The sequence below is a fragment of the Pseudomonas synxantha genome (assembly GCF_900105675.1).
Lineage (GTDB): Bacteria > Pseudomonadota > Gammaproteobacteria > Pseudomonadales > Pseudomonadaceae > Aquipseudomonas > Aquipseudomonas synxantha.
Window position 1 is genome coordinate 6,096,441 of sequence record NZ_LT629786.1, and the last position, 16,241, is coordinate 6,112,681.

Here is a 16,241-nt window from a genome sequence, read left to right on the forward strand (position 1 = left end):
CTTATGAATGCGCTGACTCTGCCGGATATCGCCGCGCAGGCTTCACGCCAAGCCTTGCCACTCGACTGGGTAGGCATGTGCGGCATCGCCTTGCCCATTTTGATTGACGGTCAGCGCCTGACCGCCACTGCCGATGCAGGCGTCAGCCTGGACGATGGCACGGCCCGTGGCATTCATATGTCACGCCTTTACCTGGCCCTGGAAATGCTCGATCAGCAGCCGCTCACACCTGCACTTCTGCGTAATGTACTGCTTCGATTTCTCACCAGTCATGAAGGTTTATCTAAGAACGCCTACCTGCGTATCCACACCGATCTACTGCTTAAGCGCCCGGCGCTGGTCAGCCCGTTAGCGGGCTGGAAAAGTTACCCGGTGAGCATCGAAGCACGGTTGGAAAACCAGATGTTCCACGTGGAACTAAAAATTGACGTTACTTATTCCTCAACTTGCCCATGCTCTGCCGCACTCGCCAGGCAGTTGATTCAACAGCAATTTCTCGAGGATTTCGCCAGCTCACCATTGCAGCACGAAGACGTGTTGGCTTGGCTCGGCAGCGCCAACGGCATTGTCGCCACGCCTCATAGCCAGCGCAGCAGTGCGCAGTTACACGTTCACCTGCAAGGTAATGAGCTGGCGATAGTCGACTTGATCAACAGTGCCGAAACCGCCCTCGGCACCGCTGTGCAAACCGCAGTGAAACGCGCGGACGAACAAGCCTTCGCCCTGGCCAACGGGCAGAACCTGATGTTCTGCGAAGATGCCGCTCGCCGCCTGAACCTCGCCTTGAAACGCTCGGACGCGGTCAAAGCCTTCCACCTCAAAGTGATCCACGCCGAAAGCCTGCACGCGCATGATGCCGTGGCTGAAAGCCGCTGGACGAGAGACCTGGCATGATCACCTGTAACGCTCTGCGCTGGGGCGCTCCCGGTCAACCACTGACGCCGGCACTGGATTTGACGCTGGAGAAAGGCAGCCTCACCGGCATCATCGGCGCCAACGGCACGGGCAAGAGCAGTTTGCTCAAAGTCATTGCTGGCCTGCAAAAACCATTGTCGGGAAAGGTCAGCATGGATGTTCCACGCCGTGGTGGCCTGTCGTTCCTGCCCCAGCAGCAACACTTGGATCGCCAGTTCCCCATCAGCTTGCAAGAATTGGTCGCCGCCGGTTTTTGGCGTACCCGGTACACCAGCGAGGAACGCAGCCAACGCCTGCAAGCGGTACTGGACGACTGGTGCCTCAGTGGCCTGGAACATCGGCCGTTGATGGCGTTGTCCGGAGGTGAACTGCAACGTGCCCTGCTCGCCCGCATGAGCCTGGCCGACGCGCCGATCCTGTTGCTTGACGAACCCCACGCCGCCCTCGACGAGGACGGCCAGGCCCTGTGCTGGCAACATATCCACGCATGGCATAGTGAGGGCCGCACGCTGATCGTTGTCTGTCATGACCTGGCATCTGTGCGCTATCACACCCAGCAGGTGGTGCAGATCAAGAACACCGGCTGCGTCTTCGGCCCCAGCAAAGCGCTGATCCGCCCGCAACCACAGATGCAGGTGGCCTGATGCACCTTAGCGCCCACCTGTGGATGCCGTTCCATGAATTCGTGTTTATGCGCCGTGCACTTTTCGGCGGGTTGGTGCTCGCCTGCAGCACCGCGCCGCTGGGGGTGTTTCTGATCCTGCGGCGTATGAGCCTGATCGGTGACGCGGTGGCACACGGCATCTTGCCCGGAGCCGCCCTGGGCTTCTGGTTCGCAGGCTTGAGCCTGCCCGCGCTGACCATTGGCGGCCTCGGCGCCGGCCTGAGCATGGCCGGCCTGGCCGCGTGGATCACCCGTCGCACCGGCCTGCGCGAAGACGCCAGCCTCGCCGCCATCTATCCCATTTCCCTCGCTGCCGGCGTACTGATCCTGGGCCTTGCCGGCAAACGCCTGGACCTGCTGCACTTGCTGTTCGGTTCAGCCCTGGCGGTGGATCAAACCACCCTCACCGGCATGCTCTGGGTCTCAGGTTTCAGCCTGATCGCCATGGCGCTGATCTACAAACCGCTGCTGCTCGACACCCTTGACCCGCTGTTTCTGCAGACTGTCAGCCGTCTCGGCCCGCTTGCCCATGGCGTGTTCCTGACCCTGGTGGTGCTGAACCTGGTGATCGGTTTTCAGGCCATCGGCGCCTTGATGGTGGTGGGCTTGATGATGCTGCCGGCCATCGCTTCACGCTTCTGGAGCCGACGCCTGCCGGTACTGATGGCGGTATCGGCAGTGCTGGGATGCCTATCGGTATGGCTAGGGTTGTTGCTGTCGTTCTACTACTCACTGCCCAGCGGCCCGGCCATTGTGCTGGTGGCGGGCGCCGGGTATCTGCTGTCCGTGGTGTTCGGTCCGGTGCACGGCTTGTTGCGCCGCCCGCCTTTGCTTTCATCCCAATGAGGTGTTTCCCGATGCGCGCCCTACTCGTGCTGTTCAGTCTGCTACTGCCGCTTTCGATGGCTCACGCTGCGGACAAACTCCAGGTGGTCACCAGCTTCAGTATTCTCGATGACATCACCCACCAGATCGGAGGCGACCATATCCAGATCAGCAACATGGTCGGCCCGGACGCTGACGCCCATACCTATGAACCCACCCCGGATGATGCCAAGGCACTGCTCAAGGCCCGGGTCATCATCAAGAACGGCCTTGGTTTCGAGCCATGGCTGGATCGCCTGGTGACCAGCACCGAAACCAAGGCCACTGTGGTCACCGCTAGCAAAGGCGTGATTTCCCACACCATGGACGAAGATGGCGAAACCATTCCCGACCCACACGCCTGGCACAACCTGGCCAACGCTGAAATCTATGTGAGCAACATCACCAAGGCGCTGGCAGCCGCCGACCCGGACAACGCCAACGCCTACCTGAGTAATAGCCAGGCCTACCTGAAACAGATCCATAGCCTGCTGGCCGACGCCAAGGCCAAGTTCGGCGCCCTGCCGCCGGGCAACCGTCGCATCGTCACCTCCCATGACGCCTTCGGTTACCTGGGCCAGGCCTACGGTATCCAGTTCCTCGCGCCCCAAGGCTTGTCCACCGAGCGTGACCCTTCGGCCGCCGAAGTCGCCGCGCTGATCACCCAGATTCGCAAGGACAAGGTCAAAGCCGTATTCATGGAAAACATCAAGGATGCGCGCCTGCTCAAACAGATCGCTGATGAAAGCGGCGCACAGATCGGCGGCACGCTGTACTCCGACGCTCTCGCCGCAGAAGGCCCGGCCAGCACCTTTACCGGCCTATTCGAATACAACCTCAATACCCTCTACGCAGCCTTGAGCAAGCCATGATCCGCAAGAACCCTTCCGGCGACCTGCCGGTGATTGCTGAATCGGCCTACGTGGACAAAACCGCGATCATCTGCGGCAAAGTCATTATCGGCGAGAACGTGTTCGTCGGCCCCTATGCCGTGATCCGCGCAGACGAAGTCGACGCCAGCGGCGCCATGGACCCGATTACCATCGGCGCCAACTCCAACATCCAGGACGGCGTGGTCATCCATTCCAAGTCCGGCGCAGCGGTGACCATCGGCGAGTTCACCTCCATCGCCCACCGCTCCATCGTCCATGGACCCTGTACAGTCGGCGATCGCGTGTTTATCGGTTTCAACAGCGTGCTGTTCAACTGCGGCGTGGGCGATGGTTGCGTGGTGCGCCACAACTCAGTGGTCGACGGCCGCGACCTGCCCGCCGCCTTCTACGTGCCCTCCACCACTCGCATCGGGCCCAACACCGACTTGTCGCAATTCCCGCCGGTGAGTGTCAGTGCCTCGGAGTTTTCCGAAGACGTGGCGCGCACCAACGTCGACCTCGTGCGCGGCTACAAAGCCTTGCAAAACGAGTTCTGAGCCAGCACGCGCTGGTTTCCGGGCACCTGGCCTGTCACAACGGCCAGGGCCGTCTCGCAGGTTCTGCGTTAAGCGCGTGGCTTGACCGTACCGCAATCTTTGCCTAGCCATTGGGCGTGGCTGTCCAAGCTGCCCTTCTGCTGGATGCCGGTGGCATTGAACGTACCGTTGACAGTGGTGGTGAATTCCTTCTGGCTCTGGAATGTCGCCACGCCTGTGCCTTGGGCTTTCGGGCAGCTGAAACGGAATTTCCACTGGTTGCCGCTCTTGTCGGTCACTTCCTGTTTGCACCCCGATTGAGGGTCGGTCAGCGGGATGGAGTCGGAGGCGACCTGGGCAGGGGTCAGGCACACCTGCACGCCCTTACCGGCCATGTTGATGCCTTGCTTTTCGAGCATAGCGCGCTGTTCAGGGGTCATCTGTTGCTTGAGCTGACCGAGGATCAGCGACAGGTCCGGCAGGTCCTGGTTATCGACCTTCATATTGCTGGTGGTCAATTCCCACAAGCCCGGCGCCAACATCTGCGCCTGCGCCGCCACCGGCAGCGACAACCCAACAACCATGGCCAAACCTAGCAGACGAGCATTCATCGGGTAACTCCTGGGTAATTGTCGGCGTTAGACGCCGCAAAGCGGCCAGTGTTGCACGGCAAATAAAATAGCGACATTCGCCGTCGTTCATGGTCTGTTACGCACTGGACTGCCTGGAGTTACGTCGTTCATGGATTTCTTTGGCCCGCACCTGCTCGCCTACTTCATTGCCACGCTGCACGTTCTCGGGAGCCTCGCCGCAGTTCACGCGGTACTGACTGTCCGCACCGCCCAAGGCTCGATCGCCTGGGCCTTGTCGCTGATGTTCATGCCTTACCTGACGCTGATCCCCTACCTGATTTTCGGCCGCAGCACCTTCGACGCCTACATCCAGGCCCGGCGCCAGGCCAACCAGGAAATGCACACGGCGATTACCGAGCTGAACTGGCGCCCATGGGTAGAGGAAGCCCTCGCGGCACGCAACTCCAGCGCCTATGGCTCCCTGCGCGCCATGCCCAAGCTGGGGCGCATGCCGTGCCTGGCCAATAACGAAGTGCGCTTGCTGATCAATGGTGATGCCACGTTCGGCGCGATCTTCGAGGCCATTCGCAACGCCAACACCGCCGTGCTGTTCCAATTCTTCATCATTCATGACGATGAACTGGGCCGCCAGTTGCAGGCCCTGTTGAAGGAAAAGTCCGCCCAAGGCGTGGCGATCTACGTGCTGTACGACCGTATCGGCAGCCATGCGCTGCCCCATCGCTACGTGCAATCGCTGCGCGACGCCGGGGTACAGGTCAAGGCGTTCGCCACCCGCAGCGGCTGGCTCAATCGCTTCCAGGTCAACTTTCGTAACCATCGTAAGATCGTGGTGGTGGACGGTCTTACCGGGTTTGTCGGCGGGCATAACGTCGGCGATGAATACCTGGGCAAGAAACCACCGCTGGCGCCATGGCGCGACACCCATGTGCAGGTCACCGGCCCGGTGGTGGCGTGCCTGCAGGAATCGTTTGCCGAGGACTGGTTCTGGGCTGCACGGGAACTGCCGCCGCTGATTCTGCCGGACGCCTATCCTGAAGACGGCGTGCTCTGCCAACTGCTCGCCAGTGGCCCGGCCGACCCCTATGAAACCTGCTCGCTGTTTTTCGTCGAGGCCATCCATGCGGCGACCGAACGGGTCTGGATCACCAGCCCCTACTTCGTTCCCGACGAAGCCGTGTTTGCCGCCCTGCGCCTGGCGGTGCTGCGTGGGGTGGACGTGCGCCTGCTGCTGCCATCGCGGCCCGACCACCGCATCGTGTACGCCGCATCCAGCCTGTACGCCATCGAAGCGGTGCGCGCAGGCGTGCGGGTCTTCCGCTACACGCCAGGGTTTCTGCATCAGAAGGTGGTGTTGGTGGACAGGGAAATCAGCGCCATTGGCAGCGCCAATTTGGACAACCGTTCGTTCCGGCTGAATTTCGAAGTGATGTTGCTGACGGTGGATGAAGCCTTCGCCAGCCAGGTTGAACACATGCTGCTGGACGATTTCGCCCTGTCCCATGAGGTCAGCCAGGAGGAAAGCCGTGAGACTCGCCGCCTGCAACAATTGGGGATGCGGGTGGCACGCTTGATCTCACCGATCCTCTAACAAACAACACAGGGAAAATGTGGGAGGGGGATTGCCCCCTCCCACATTTGGATCTCCAGTGTTCTGGAAAACGGGTTAGCGATAGAGATCTTCCCGCGTCCAGGGCAGTTCATGGCTGCCATCGGCGTGAGGTTTCACCGCCAGGATCTGGTGCAGGTTGATCCAGCCCCGGGCAAACGCATAAGCGCAACCGGCCAGGTACAGACGCCAGATGCGCAACGCCTGCTCCGGCACCATCTTCGCCGCCGCTTCCAGGTTGTCTTCCAGGCGCTCGCTCCAATGATCCAGAGTGCGTGCGTAGTGCAAACGCAGGCTTTCGACATCAACCACTTCCAGCCCGACTTCACTGATCTCAGCGGTCATCATCGCCAGGTGCGGCAGCTCACCATTGGGAAATACGTAGCGTTCGATAAAGTCCCCGGCACCGCGGCCTACTGGGCGGCCATCGGTGTGCTTGGCGGTAATGCCATGGTTCATCACCAGGCCACCTTCGCGTACGGCGCCAAACAGGGTTCGGCAATATTGCGCTAGGTTGGCGTGGCCGACGTGTTCGAACATACCCACGCTCACCACTTTGTCGAAACGACCGTCCTGGGGCAGGTCGCGATAATCAAGTAGTTGCAGGTCGACCTGGTCTTCCAGGCCTTCGGCTTTTACGCGCTCCTTGGCCAGCGCCAGCTGTTCCTTGCTCAGGGTGATGCCAAACACCTTGACCCCGAACTCCCGCGCCGCATAGCGCGCCAGTCCGCCCCAGCCGCAGCCCACATCGAGCAGGTACTCACCCGGCTGCAGTCGTAGCTTACGGCACAGGTGGCGAAATTTATCCTGTTGGGCCTGGTCGATGGATTCGCTGCCGGTTTCGAAATAACCGCAGGAATACGCCATATCCTGGTCCAGCCAGAGCTGGTAGAACTCGTTGGACAAGTCGTAGTGATAGGAAATGGCTGCCGCGTCGGTGGCCTTGTCATGGATAGAGCGCACCGGACGGCTGCCCTCGTCGTCATCGACCAAGGCGTGACTCAATTCATCACAGACCCGGATCACTTCGGAGATGGAGCCTTCCAGCTCCAATTTGCCTTCGACGAAAGCTTCGCCCAGAGAGTCGAGCGTTGGATGGCTCAGCTTGGACACGACCGTGGGATCCTTGACCACGATGGTCACACTGGGCTCGGGGCCCAAGTTGAATTCATGGCCGTCCCAGAGTCGAAGACGCAGCGGTAGCTGAAGATTCTGTAAGGCCGGTGGAAGTTGCGCGAGCATGAGTAGTCCCCCCTTGTTTCAGACGTCTGCTGTGAGGGTAGACCATCCTAAACAAAGTAGGAAGCTATCGATCGATAGCACCTTTCTATGGCACTCGCCGTTCGAGCAAACCATCCTGGATCCACTGCTTCAGCCATGTGGCCGCTTGCAGTGGCGCACCCTCTTCATAAGTGACTGCCAACTGCGCACACAGTTCTGAAAAACTCCAACCGGTGGTCACCATCCCCGCCAGAGCACCGGCTTCTCCGGGCTCCAGGCTGCGGTAGTGGCACACATTCTCATGGCGCCACACCAGGCAGAGTTGCGCCAGATTCAGAGCTTGGCTGCCGGGGAAATCCAATTGCTCCTTGCTGGCGCGCCAGATCGCCACCGTATTGAAACGGCAAAGCAACTGCTGCACTGAGGGCGCGAGGGTGACCTGTAACGCCGGCCAGTCTTCAGGCGCCAGTTGCGCCATGTCATTCAAGGTCAGCGGCGCACCCTGGGGCGCATCAAACGCCAGGGTGAACGCCCACTCCAAGCGCGCCATTTCAGCCAGCGGCGCACTTTGTTCTGCGACCAGGCGCTCAAGGATAAACACTGCAAAGCGTTCACCCAGCCAGCGCAGGCTATAGTGGGCCGAGGGATATCGACGGATATAGGCTTGGGTCAGCAAGGCAAACTCATCATCTCCCAGCCAATACCAGATGGCGCCGAAGTCATGGCGCAGCACTTCCTGCAATCGCGACAGGTAGGCGTTGTGATAAATGGCCAGCCCCGTGTCTACATCCAGCGTCGGCCCACCCAGCAAGGTGGCGGCAAAGCCACTGTTGGCGACGGACGTTTCGGATAACAGATGCTGCTCAAAAGCCAACTGCCAGTCGATCAGGCGCATAACGATCTCCGGGCCAAGGCGCTGGTCCCAAGTTCGCGTGCCTTGCTCAATTCGGTGAGTAACTCTTCGAACGGCGGGAAATGGTCATCGCGTTCCAACAGTGTCGACACCGGCCCCAAGTGCTCCAGGGTCTGCTGATACAGCGCCCACACCGGGTCGCACACCGGATGGTCATGGGTGTCGACCACATAGTCGCCGTAGTCCATATGCCCTGCCAGGTGCAGTTGGCGAATGCTCTGGGGCGGCAGGTTGCGAATAAACGTCCAGGCGTCGAACCCATGGTTACGCGAACTGACGTAGACATTGTTGACGTCCAGCAGCAACTGGCATCCGCTCAGGTGGGCCAGGGCGTTGAGAAATTCCCACTCGGTAAAGTCATCGGCCTTGGAGCGCACATAGCTGGAGACGTTTTCCAGTACCAGCGGGCGCTGCAACACATCCTGTACCTGACGCACACGGCCGGCCACGTGGTAGAGACTCTCTTCGGTGTAGGGCAGAGGCAGCAGGTCATGCAACTGGTGCGCGTTGCCGCGGCTCCAGCACAGGTGATCGGAAATCCACGCCGGCTGGATGCGCTCGGCGAGCTGTTTGATTTGCTCCAGGTAATCGGTATCGAGGGCATGGGGCCCGCCGATGGACAAGGACACCCCGTGCATCACCAGGGGATAGCGCTCGGCTATGGCATCCAGGTAGTACAAGGCTTTGCCGCCCGGCACCAGATAATTCTCGGAGATCACTTCGAACCAATCCACCGCAGGGGATTGCGCCAGGATCTGCTCATAGTATTCGTTGCGTAACCCCAGGCCGTAACCCAGGGAGGGGAAGGAACTGCTCATCATGAACTCCCGCAAAGTGTCCACAGCGGTGGAGTTGAACCGCTGCGGTTGCACTCGGTTGTCGCTTACTCGCCGACTTTGCCGCCAGCCTCGTCGCAAGCAGCCTTGGTCATGGTCTTGAAGCCGTGGCCTTTGCAGACAGCCTGGCCTTTGCAGACAGCCTGGCCTTTGCAAGCGTTTTCGGCGGTCTTGCAATCGTTCATGCCTTTGCAGGAGGTGACGCCGTAGCAATGAACCGAAGCGTCGGCAGCCTGTACCTGGGTGGCGACACCGGCAAACATGGAAGCTGCAGCGATTGCCAGGGCTGCACCGGAAACGGCTTGTTTGATGTTCATTGTGTAGTCCTCATAAATCGGTAGGGGAGCCGGTCTGAACGGATTGCTCAGTCTCGACACACCACTAGAGTGAGGCCCCTTATCGGCGTTACAGCTGTGAGCAAATTTTTCCGAAAATTAATCCTCAAGCTTCAACAGCGGCTCCTGGAAGCGCAATAAACGCCCGGCGTTACCCAGCACCAGCAAGGTGCTGAGGTTATGTAACACCGCCGCGATCATGGCGCCCGCCGCACCCAGCCAGCCAAACGCTGCGAACACCACAATGGCCAGGGTCCAGCCCAAGCCGATGATCACGTTCACCTGCAACGTCTGCCGGCACTGGCGGCTCAAGCGCACACAGGTGCCCAGGCGGCGCAAGTCGCTGCCGATCAACACCACGTCAGCCGACGCCAGGGCGATGTCCGCACCGCCCGCGCCCATCGCCACGCCGACCACACCGGCCTTGAGCGCCAGGGAGTCGTTGATGCCATCGCCCACCACCATCGGCCGGAAGCCGCTGCTGATTTCCCCCAGCACGCGGTTGAGCTTGTCTTCCGGCAGGGCCTGGGCTTCGACATCACTGATGCCCACATCCAGCGCCAGGCTATCGGCCACGCTTTGGCGGTCACCGGTCAGTAGCAATTGGCGGCCCAGGCCCAAGTCCCGCAGTTCTTGCAGGGCCTGGCGCGCTTCCGGCTTGACGCTGTCGGCCAGCAACAGCCAGGCCAGGAACTCGCCGTTCAACGCCAGCCCGGCGATCGGGCCGTCATGGGTGGGAACGCCGGTAGTGACGATGCCCAACTGTTCGAACAATTCCGGGCGCCCGAGCGCCGCTTCGCCCTGCTCGGTCTGCGCTACCACACCCAGGCCCTGGCGCTCTCGGATGTCGGTGAGTGCCAGCATTTGTTCCTGGGTCGCCAACCCCGCCAACGCTCGGCTGACCGGGTGACTGCTCGCCGAACCGAGGCTGGCCGCCAGGTTCAGCAGCGCCTGGCGATCCGGCGCGGTGGTGTCGATAGACTGCAGGCGCAAAGTGCCAAAGGTCAGGGTGCCGGTCTTGTCGACCACCAGCGACGTCAGGTCGGCCAGCTCTTCAAGGAACGCAGAGCTGCGAATCAGAATCCCGTGGCGCGCCGCCACGGCGATCCCGGCAATCGCCGTGGCCGGCGCCGACAACACTAGGGCGCACGGGCATGCCGCCACCAGCACGGCGAGCATGGCCTGGGCGTCATTGGTGACAAACCAGGTCACCGCTGCCAGCAACAGCACCAGCACCATATAGCTGCCGGCATAACGCTCCAGCAGCCGGGTGATCGGCGGCTTGGAACGCTCGGCGTTCTGCATCAGTGCGATGACTTTGCCCAAGGTCGACTCATTGCCGGTGCGCGTCACTTCAAGGCGCAACAAACCATCGAGGTTGATCGCGCCTCCAAACACCTGCACGCCGACGCCGGCTTCCAATGGCACCGACTCGCCGGTAATCGGCGCCGTGTCCAGGCTCGCCTGGCCGGACAGCACGACACCATCAGCCGGCACGCGGTCACCGGCGCGCACTTCGACGATATCGCCGGTGTTCAGGGTGCCGTTATCCACTTCGGTAATGGTGCCGTCCGCCTGCACCAGGCGGGCGTGGCTGCGGGTGAGTTTACCCAGGGCATGGATCGCTTCCTGGGAGCCGATCACGCTGCGCTCTTCCAGCACATGCCCGAAGATCATGATGATCGGCAACAGCGCCGCGGTGAGCAGATCGCCGGTAGCCCAGGCGCCGAGCATGGCCAGCGCAATCAATTGGTCGGTAATGCCGTGCAGGCTCGGAAAGCGCAGGCTGTACCAGGCCGAACGCATCACCGGCACCGCCACCAACAGCGAAGCCACGCCCAGCAGCAACTGGCTCACGCCGCTCTGGTCCGGCGCCAGCCAGCGCCATACCAGGCCCAGTACCAGCAGCCCCAACGCGAGCATGGCCAGGGTCAATTGCCGGGCAGCGCTACGCTGTTCGGCGGAAGTCAGCATGGGCGCGCTCATTGTTCGGCTCCCTGGATGATCAAGCGGGAGTCGTCCTTGGGGTCGACGGTGGTGACGGAACCGGCCTGGCCGAGAATCTTCGGCATGCGCTCGCGGTACAGGCGCAACAGCAAACCAGGGTCTTTGACCTGGGCCAGGCTGGCGACAGTGGCGGTTTGCGCCTGGGCATTGGCCAAGCGTTCGCTGGCCTGGGCGTGGGCGACTTGCACCTGGCGGTCAGCTTCCTGATTGGCGTTCTGGGTGAGTTTTTCCGCTTCGGTGCGCGCATTGGCCACGGCTTTATCGGCTTGCTGGCTGGCGGTCAGTACCGCGTTGAAGGCATTCACCGCCGGGCCCGGCAGGCTTGATTGCACATCGACGCGGGTGACTTCGACGCCCAGGCCCAAACCGGCGGCGGCCAACTGCGCCAGGCGTTTGTTGATGCCTTGCACCAGATCGCCGCGCAGCCGCTCACGGCGTTCGGCGGCGCCATTGTCGCTGCCGATCAGCTCCGGGCGGGCGACCAGGATGGTGTCCAGATCCCGCGCCGCGGTGAGGGCCACAGCGCTGCGGGTCACCAGCCGATCCAGGGCAGGCAACACGTGCTCGCCTTGCAATACGAAAGCGTAGGGCTCGGTCACCTTATAGAAAACCCGCACGTCCAACTGCACTACCCCGGCATCGCCAGTCAGCAGATAACCGGAGCCAGCCAAGGCATCGCTCAACGGCGTAGCGAAACTGGCCACGCGATCAGCCTGCAGCGCCGCGTCGGAACGTAGCAGGTTTTCTACCCGGCGCTCGATCACCCGGTCCGCCGCCGGCAGCAACACCACCTGTTCGAAGGGCTGCGGCCAGGCCAGCAACAGCCCGGCGTTCTGAATGCGATCAAGGGCGCCGAAGTGCAGGACCACGGCGCGATTCTGCGGGTCGATCTGGCGCACATTGGAAAAGGCCCAGGCCAACGCCGCCAACACGGTGACCGCGTACAGCGCCAGGAACGTCAGGCGCCCGGCCTGGATCCATGGGCTGTCCGGGCTGTCACGCTCGCTCATGGCTGGATGTCCTTCGGCCCGTCCACCAGGGCGCGGAACGGCGCAGCGTCGGTGCGCAGAATGATCTTGGTGCCCGGCGTAACCACGGTGCCCAGGGTGTCCAGCGAGCGCAGCAGGTTGTACAGCTGTGGATTACCGGCGTAGGCGCGACCATAAATCTGCGCGGCTTCGACCCGCGATTGCGCTTCGATATCGGCGGCTTTCACCGTCGCATCGGCCTGCACGATGCGCGCATCACGCTCGGCGGCGGAGCGGATCTGCGCCGCTTCGCGCTTGCCCACCGCAGTGCGCTCGGTGGCGATGGTTTCACGCTCGGCACGCATACGATCAACCGTGGCGGTGAGTGTCACCGAGGGCAATGTCAGGCGCTCGATGCCGACCTGCGCCACGCGCACGCCGTAGGTGGCGAGCAGTTGTTGATCAATCTGCTGGCGCAACTGCGCTTCGAAATCAGCAATGCGCACTTGGCTGGCATCGGTATTGATCAGGCTGGACAGGTCAAAGCTGGCCGCGGTGGTCTCCAGCGCCGAACCGACGAAGGTGCGGATCTGCCGTGCCGCTTCATCCGGCTGGTTCTGCACCGCGCGCATAAAGCGCTGCACATTGTCGGCATCGCCCTGCACCTGCCACGCCACATAAGCCTGCACGATAATCCGCAGGCCATCGCGGGTGCCCACATCCTGCAAGCCGCTGGACGTGGTGCGCAGGCGCAGGTCCACCGGGATCGCCGCTTCGAACGGCGCTGGCCAGCGCCAGCCCAGGCCAGGTTCCAACAACACCCGTGCGGGGTTACCGAAGCGGGTAATCACCGTGGCCTCGCCGGAACGCACCTGCACAAGGCTTGCCGCTGCCACGGCAAACAGCACCAGCAACACTGCCCAGGCCATACGACGCCAAGGAAAAGGCCCGCTCGCCTGCTCATCGCCGTGATGGTGATGGTGGTGGCCGTGATGATGGTGATGACCGTGATCATGAGAATGAGCGCTCAACAGACAGACTCCTTATTGAACGGCTTTGCGCGGCACCGACGGATCGGCGGGCAAAGTAAAAGAACGCAGATCAATCGTCGGCGCACTGCCGGCACCCAAACGATGATCCAGAATAAGCAGCTTGGCGTGGGCCAGGCCCAGGCTCAGTTGACCCAGGTACTGTTCCAGCACGAAGGCCTGGCCAGCGGCGGCGTAGGCTTTTTGTTCGGCGGTAAAGCGTAGGTTCGCCGCTTGCGCGCCAGCATTCACCTCGCGGGCGTTGGCCTGGGCTTGATCCCGGGCAGTGCTGGCTTGCAACAGCGCTTGGTTGGTCTGCTCGCTGGCGGCGCCGCGTTCCCGGGCGATCAGGGCCTGGGCGCCGATCTGCGCGGCTTGCACACCGTGGTAAGCGTTGGCGGCTCCAGCGGGCGGGTGAATCGCTTCGACCACCGTGGCAAGGATCTCCACACCACTGTCGAGTGTTTGCAGATCGGCTTGCACGCTGCGACCAATTTCGTCGGCGAGGCTGGTGCGTTGTTCACCGAGCAATTCGTCCAGGGTGCGCGAGGCGAAGTCATGCACCAGGATGCGGCTGGCGGTACTGCGGATCAGAGTCGGGATATCAGCGCTGTTATAGGTGGCGGAGAGCGCGGCCTGGTCGGTAAGGCCGATACGGTAGACAAAACGCACGTCCATATTGACGATCTGGAAGCCCTGCTTATCGCCGCTGCTGCTGGCAATGACCTGGGATTTGTCATTTACGTGGCTGGCGTCCCACAGGCGGTTGGCGATCAACGGCGCCGGGCCTTCGGCAGCGGCCAACGGCGCAGTGGCGGCTTCACTGACGCTGGTCGCCAGCTCATGCACCACGCCGTTTTCGATGTTCAGCACACGGCCCAACGGCCACGGTAAACCCGCATGCAGGCCGGGGCCGAACACCTCGACCGGTTTGCCAAAGCGCTCATAAATCCCACGGCCTTGCAGGGGCACCTCATGCACGCCGGTCAGCGCCCAACCGACCGCGAGCACCACCAGCAGCACCGGCAAAAACGCCCGGCGCATGTAGGTAAAGGCCCAGATCTGGCGCAGGTCGATACCGAAACGGTTGTGCAATTCATGCTGCAACGCCAGCAAGGGTTGTGGCGGCCAACGCAGCAGGCCGGCGATAAAACTCTGCGCTATCAAGCGCGGTTCGAGACGCGGCTGGCGTGGGCTGAACAGCGACAGTACGCCTCTGAGCAGGAACTCCAACGCCACCAGTGCCGGCAGCAGGCCGATCAGTGTCGCCAGGCGCAGTGGCCAAACCGACTCGGCATTGGCAAACAGCAGGCAGATTGCACTGATCACCAGGCAGATAATTGCCACCCGGCTCAACTGCGCCAGCTGTGACGCTTCCGGCCATTGGGCGGCGGTTTCCTGGGCGAGGCGACGTTCAAACACCAGCAGACCGAACGCCAGCGCCAACGCCAGCGCCGCGCCGATGCTTGCCGATTGACCGACGGCCGCAGCGGGCAAGGCCAGGTTCCAGAACTGGGTAACACTGACCAACGCCAGCAGCGACCAGCCACCCAACCACAATACCGGCGCGCCGACCTGGGCCAGCAGACCATTGCCGAAACGGTTGATCAGGCCCTTGTGCCAAGTGGTGGGCTCGCTGGGTTCTTCGACCAATTCAGCGCTTGGCGCCTCCAGCGCCTGGGCGCGCCAATCGGCCACCCACCAGGCCGACTGTAACCCGGCTACCAGCACCAACAGGGCCGAAGCGCAGTTGATCAACACCACCGGCCAGATCGACAGTGGCGCAAACAACGCCACGAACAACGCCAGTACCCAAGCACTGATGGCCAGGGTCGTCAGGCTGATGCCAGCCTGGCGCAGTCGACGGGCATGGAACAACCCTTGCTGAAAACGCGCAAGGCCCTCTACCGAAGCGCCGTCAGCTTCTAGATCCACTTGCATCCACTCAACGCCCGCGTGTACATAATTCGTTACGATATAACACGAAGCGTGAAATTTTTGTTCGCTTTTGAACTCAGCCTGGATCCCCTGTGGGAGGGGGCTTGCTCCCGATGGCATTGGGTCAGTAAGTAGATGGGTTGGCTGATGCACCGCTATCGGGAGCAAGCCCCCTCCCACATTTGCCTCACGGTGTTCTCTGGATTGTGACTAACCCCCTATAAACACGAGCTATCACTAGTGTCGGCGGCAATAAGTCGGCACACTCCTGAACAGTTTTTCGCGGGCCCACGGACAAGGAAGCGCCACCTCCCATGATTTCCATCTACCAACTCAAACCGCGGTTCCAGAACCTGCTGCGCCCCCTGGTGCAGCGTCTCTACGACAACGGCACCACCGCCAACCAGATCACCGTGCTGGCGGGGGTGATTTCCTTGCTGGTCGGCTTGCTGATTGCTGCTTTCGCCCAGCAGCTCTGGCTGTTTGCGCTGATCCCGCTGTGGATGATTGTGCGTATGGCCCTCAACGCCGTCGACGGCATGCTCGCCCGGGAGTTCGGCCAGCAGTCACGCCTAGGCGCCTACCTCAATGAACTGTGCGACGTGATTGCCGACAGCGCGTTGATCCTGCCCTTTGCCTTGATACCCGGCGTGAGCCTGGCGCCGGTACTGCTCGTGACGCTGCTGGCGGTATTCAGCGAGTACGCCGGGGTGCTGGGGCCGATGGTGGGTGCATCGCGTCGCTATGACGGGCCGATGGGCAAGAGTGATCGGGCCTTCGTACTTGGCGTGCTGGCTACCGGTGTGGCGTTGGGCTGGCTCGGCGCCGGCTGGGTCGAGGCGGTGATGTGGCTGGTGGCTGCCCTGCTCGCCTACACCTTGGTCAACCGGGTACGTCAGGGCCTCAAAGAACAACAACACACTCCCCCTTCTGCATAAGGATTTT

16 protein-coding genes are annotated in these 16,241 nt (G+C 61.9%); 7 read left to right on the forward strand and 9 right to left on the reverse strand.

Annotation, left to right across the window (positions count from 1 at the left end; translation table 11 throughout):
- Nucleotides 1-3: 3 nt before the first annotated feature.
- Genes folE2 through BLU48_RS28250 form a run of 5 tightly spaced genes read left to right on the forward strand, consistent with a single transcriptional unit; the run spans nucleotide 4 to nucleotide 3,872 of the window.
- Nucleotides 4-894, forward strand: coding sequence for a GTP cyclohydrolase FolE2 (folE2, locus tag BLU48_RS28230; protein WP_057023265.1), 891 nt, complete (start codon nucleotides 4-6; stop codon nucleotides 892-894).
- On the forward strand, nucleotides 891-1,559 hold the full coding sequence (locus BLU48_RS28235; protein ID WP_057023264.1) for a metal ABC transporter ATP-binding protein: 669 nt from the start codon (nucleotides 891-893) through the stop codon (nucleotides 1,557-1,559). The genes folE2 and BLU48_RS28235 overlap by 4 nt, the downstream gene beginning before the upstream one ends.
- Nucleotides 1,559-2,425, forward strand: a complete 867-nt coding sequence (locus BLU48_RS28240) for a metal ABC transporter permease (RefSeq protein WP_057023263.1) — start codon at nucleotides 1,559-1,561, stop codon at nucleotides 2,423-2,425. Before BLU48_RS28235 ends, BLU48_RS28240 begins: the two co-directional genes overlap by 1 nt.
- 11 nt (nucleotides 2,426-2,436) lie before the next feature.
- On the forward strand, nucleotides 2,437-3,315 hold the full coding sequence (locus BLU48_RS28245; protein ID WP_057023262.1) for a metal ABC transporter substrate-binding protein: 879 nt from the start codon (nucleotides 2,437-2,439) through the stop codon (nucleotides 3,313-3,315).
- A complete protein-coding gene (locus BLU48_RS28250) occupies nucleotides 3,312-3,872 on the forward strand; it encodes a gamma carbonic anhydrase family protein (protein WP_046070176.1) in 561 nt (186 codons plus the stop codon). Before BLU48_RS28245 ends, BLU48_RS28250 begins: the two co-directional genes overlap by 4 nt.
- Before the next feature lie 68 nt (nucleotides 3,873-3,940).
- Here BLU48_RS28250 and BLU48_RS28255 read toward each other — a convergent pair whose 3' ends face one another.
- Nucleotides 3,941-4,462 (reverse strand): DUF3617 domain-containing protein, encoded by a 522-nt coding sequence (locus tag BLU48_RS28255; RefSeq protein WP_057023261.1) that lies wholly within the window; start codon nucleotides 4,460-4,462, stop codon nucleotides 3,941-3,943.
- A gap of 130 nt (nucleotides 4,463-4,592) precedes the next feature.
- On the opposite strand from BLU48_RS28255, the gene cls reads away from it, so the two are divergent.
- The gene (gene cls / locus BLU48_RS28260) at nucleotides 4,593-6,032 is read left to right on the forward strand and encodes a cardiolipin synthase (RefSeq protein WP_057023260.1); all 1,440 of its coding nucleotides are present in this window, start codon (nucleotides 4,593-4,595) and stop codon (nucleotides 6,030-6,032) included.
- Between the two features lie 75 nt (nucleotides 6,033-6,107).
- Here the strand turns inward: cls and cfaB are convergent, their stop codons facing one another.
- The 8 genes from cfaB to hflK (BLU48_RS28300) form a co-directional block, all read right to left on the reverse strand.
- Nucleotides 6,108-7,292, reverse strand: coding sequence for a C17 cyclopropane fatty acid synthase CfaB (gene cfaB, locus BLU48_RS28265; protein WP_057023259.1), 1,185 nt, complete (start codon nucleotides 7,290-7,292; stop codon nucleotides 6,108-6,110).
- Nucleotides 7,293-7,377: 85 nt separating this feature from the next.
- Nucleotides 7,378-8,166, reverse strand: a complete 789-nt coding sequence (locus BLU48_RS28270) for an HvfC/BufC N-terminal domain-containing protein (RefSeq protein WP_057023258.1) — start codon at nucleotides 8,164-8,166, stop codon at nucleotides 7,378-7,380.
- Nucleotides 8,157-9,002 carry an MNIO family bufferin maturase gene (gene bufB, locus BLU48_RS28275; protein WP_057023257.1) on the reverse strand — a complete coding sequence of 282 codons (846 nt, stop codon included), beginning with the start codon at nucleotides 9,000-9,002 and terminating at the stop codon, nucleotides 8,157-8,159. The genes BLU48_RS28270 and bufB overlap by 10 nt, the downstream gene beginning before the upstream one ends.
- A 65-nt stretch (nucleotides 9,003-9,067) precedes the next feature.
- Nucleotides 9,068-9,337 (reverse strand): BufA2 family periplasmic bufferin-type metallophore, encoded by a 270-nt coding sequence (gene bufA2 / locus BLU48_RS28280; RefSeq protein WP_057023256.1) that lies wholly within the window; start codon nucleotides 9,335-9,337, stop codon nucleotides 9,068-9,070.
- A 117-nt stretch (nucleotides 9,338-9,454) separates the two neighbouring features.
- Entirely contained in the window at nucleotides 9,455-11,341 is a 1,887-nt protein-coding gene (locus BLU48_RS28285; protein ID WP_057023255.1) for a cation-translocating P-type ATPase, read from the reverse strand.
- The gene (gene hflK, locus BLU48_RS28290; RefSeq protein ID WP_057023254.1) at nucleotides 11,338-12,372 is read right to left on the reverse strand and encodes a protease modulator HflK; all 1,035 of its coding nucleotides are present in this window, start codon (nucleotides 12,370-12,372) and stop codon (nucleotides 11,338-11,340) included. Before hflK (BLU48_RS28290) ends, BLU48_RS28285 begins: the two co-directional genes overlap by 4 nt.
- A complete protein-coding gene (gene hflC / locus BLU48_RS28295; protein WP_164484868.1) occupies nucleotides 12,369-13,364 on the reverse strand; it encodes a protease modulator HflC in 996 nt (331 codons plus the stop codon). Before hflC ends, hflK (BLU48_RS28290) begins: the two co-directional genes overlap by 4 nt.
- A 9-nt stretch (nucleotides 13,365-13,373) precedes the next feature.
- Nucleotides 13,374-15,299, reverse strand: a complete 1,926-nt coding sequence (gene hflK / locus BLU48_RS28300) for a protease modulator HflK (protein WP_057023252.1) — start codon at nucleotides 15,297-15,299, stop codon at nucleotides 13,374-13,376.
- A gap of 311 nt (nucleotides 15,300-15,610) precedes the next feature.
- On the opposite strand from hflK (BLU48_RS28300), the gene BLU48_RS28305 reads away from it, so the two are divergent.
- The gene (locus tag BLU48_RS28305; protein ID WP_057023251.1) at nucleotides 15,611-16,234 is read left to right on the forward strand and encodes a CDP-alcohol phosphatidyltransferase family protein; all 624 of its coding nucleotides are present in this window, start codon (nucleotides 15,611-15,613) and stop codon (nucleotides 16,232-16,234) included.
- Nucleotides 16,235-16,241: the final 7 nt, after the last annotated feature.

Coding starts and splice junctions, on each gene's coding strand:
- BLU48_RS28255 (WP_057023261.1), bottom strand. CDS start 4,462: ATGAATGCTCGTCTGCTAGGTTTGGCCATGGTTGTTGGGTTGTCGCTG.
- BLU48_RS28245 (WP_057023262.1), top strand. CDS start 2,437: ATGCGCGCCCTACTCGTGCTGTTCAGTCTGCTACTGCCGCTTTCGATG.
- BLU48_RS28235 (WP_057023264.1), top strand. CDS start 891: ATGATCACCTGTAACGCTCTGCGCTGGGGCGCTCCCGGTCAACCACTG.
- cfaB (WP_057023259.1), bottom strand. CDS start 7,292: ATGCTCGCGCAACTTCCACCGGCCTTACAGAATCTTCAGCTACCGCTG.
- bufB (WP_057023257.1), bottom strand. CDS start 9,002: ATGAGCAGTTCCTTCCCCTCCCTGGGTTACGGCCTGGGGTTACGCAAC.
- bufA2 (WP_057023256.1), bottom strand. CDS start 9,337: ATGAACATCAAACAAGCCGTTTCCGGTGCAGCCCTGGCAATCGCTGCA.
- BLU48_RS28285 (WP_057023255.1), bottom strand. CDS start 11,341: ATGAGCGCGCCCATGCTGACTTCCGCCGAACAGCGTAGCGCTGCCCGG.
- BLU48_RS28270 (WP_057023258.1), bottom strand. CDS start 8,166: ATGCGCCTGATCGACTGGCAGTTGGCTTTTGAGCAGCATCTGTTATCC.
- BLU48_RS28240 (WP_057023263.1), top strand. CDS start 1,559: ATGCACCTTAGCGCCCACCTGTGGATGCCGTTCCATGAATTCGTGTTT.
- hflK (WP_057023254.1), bottom strand. CDS start 12,372: ATGAGCGAGCGTGACAGCCCGGACAGCCCATGGATCCAGGCCGGGCGC.
- BLU48_RS28250 (WP_046070176.1), top strand. CDS start 3,312: ATGATCCGCAAGAACCCTTCCGGCGACCTGCCGGTGATTGCTGAATCG.
- hflK (WP_057023252.1), bottom strand. CDS start 15,299: ATGCAAGTGGATCTAGAAGCTGACGGCGCTTCGGTAGAGGGCCTTGCG.
- BLU48_RS28305 (WP_057023251.1), top strand. CDS start 15,611: ATGATTTCCATCTACCAACTCAAACCGCGGTTCCAGAACCTGCTGCGC.
- folE2 (WP_057023265.1), top strand. CDS start 4: ATGAATGCGCTGACTCTGCCGGATATCGCCGCGCAGGCTTCACGCCAA.
- cls (WP_057023260.1), top strand. CDS start 4,593: ATGGATTTCTTTGGCCCGCACCTGCTCGCCTACTTCATTGCCACGCTG.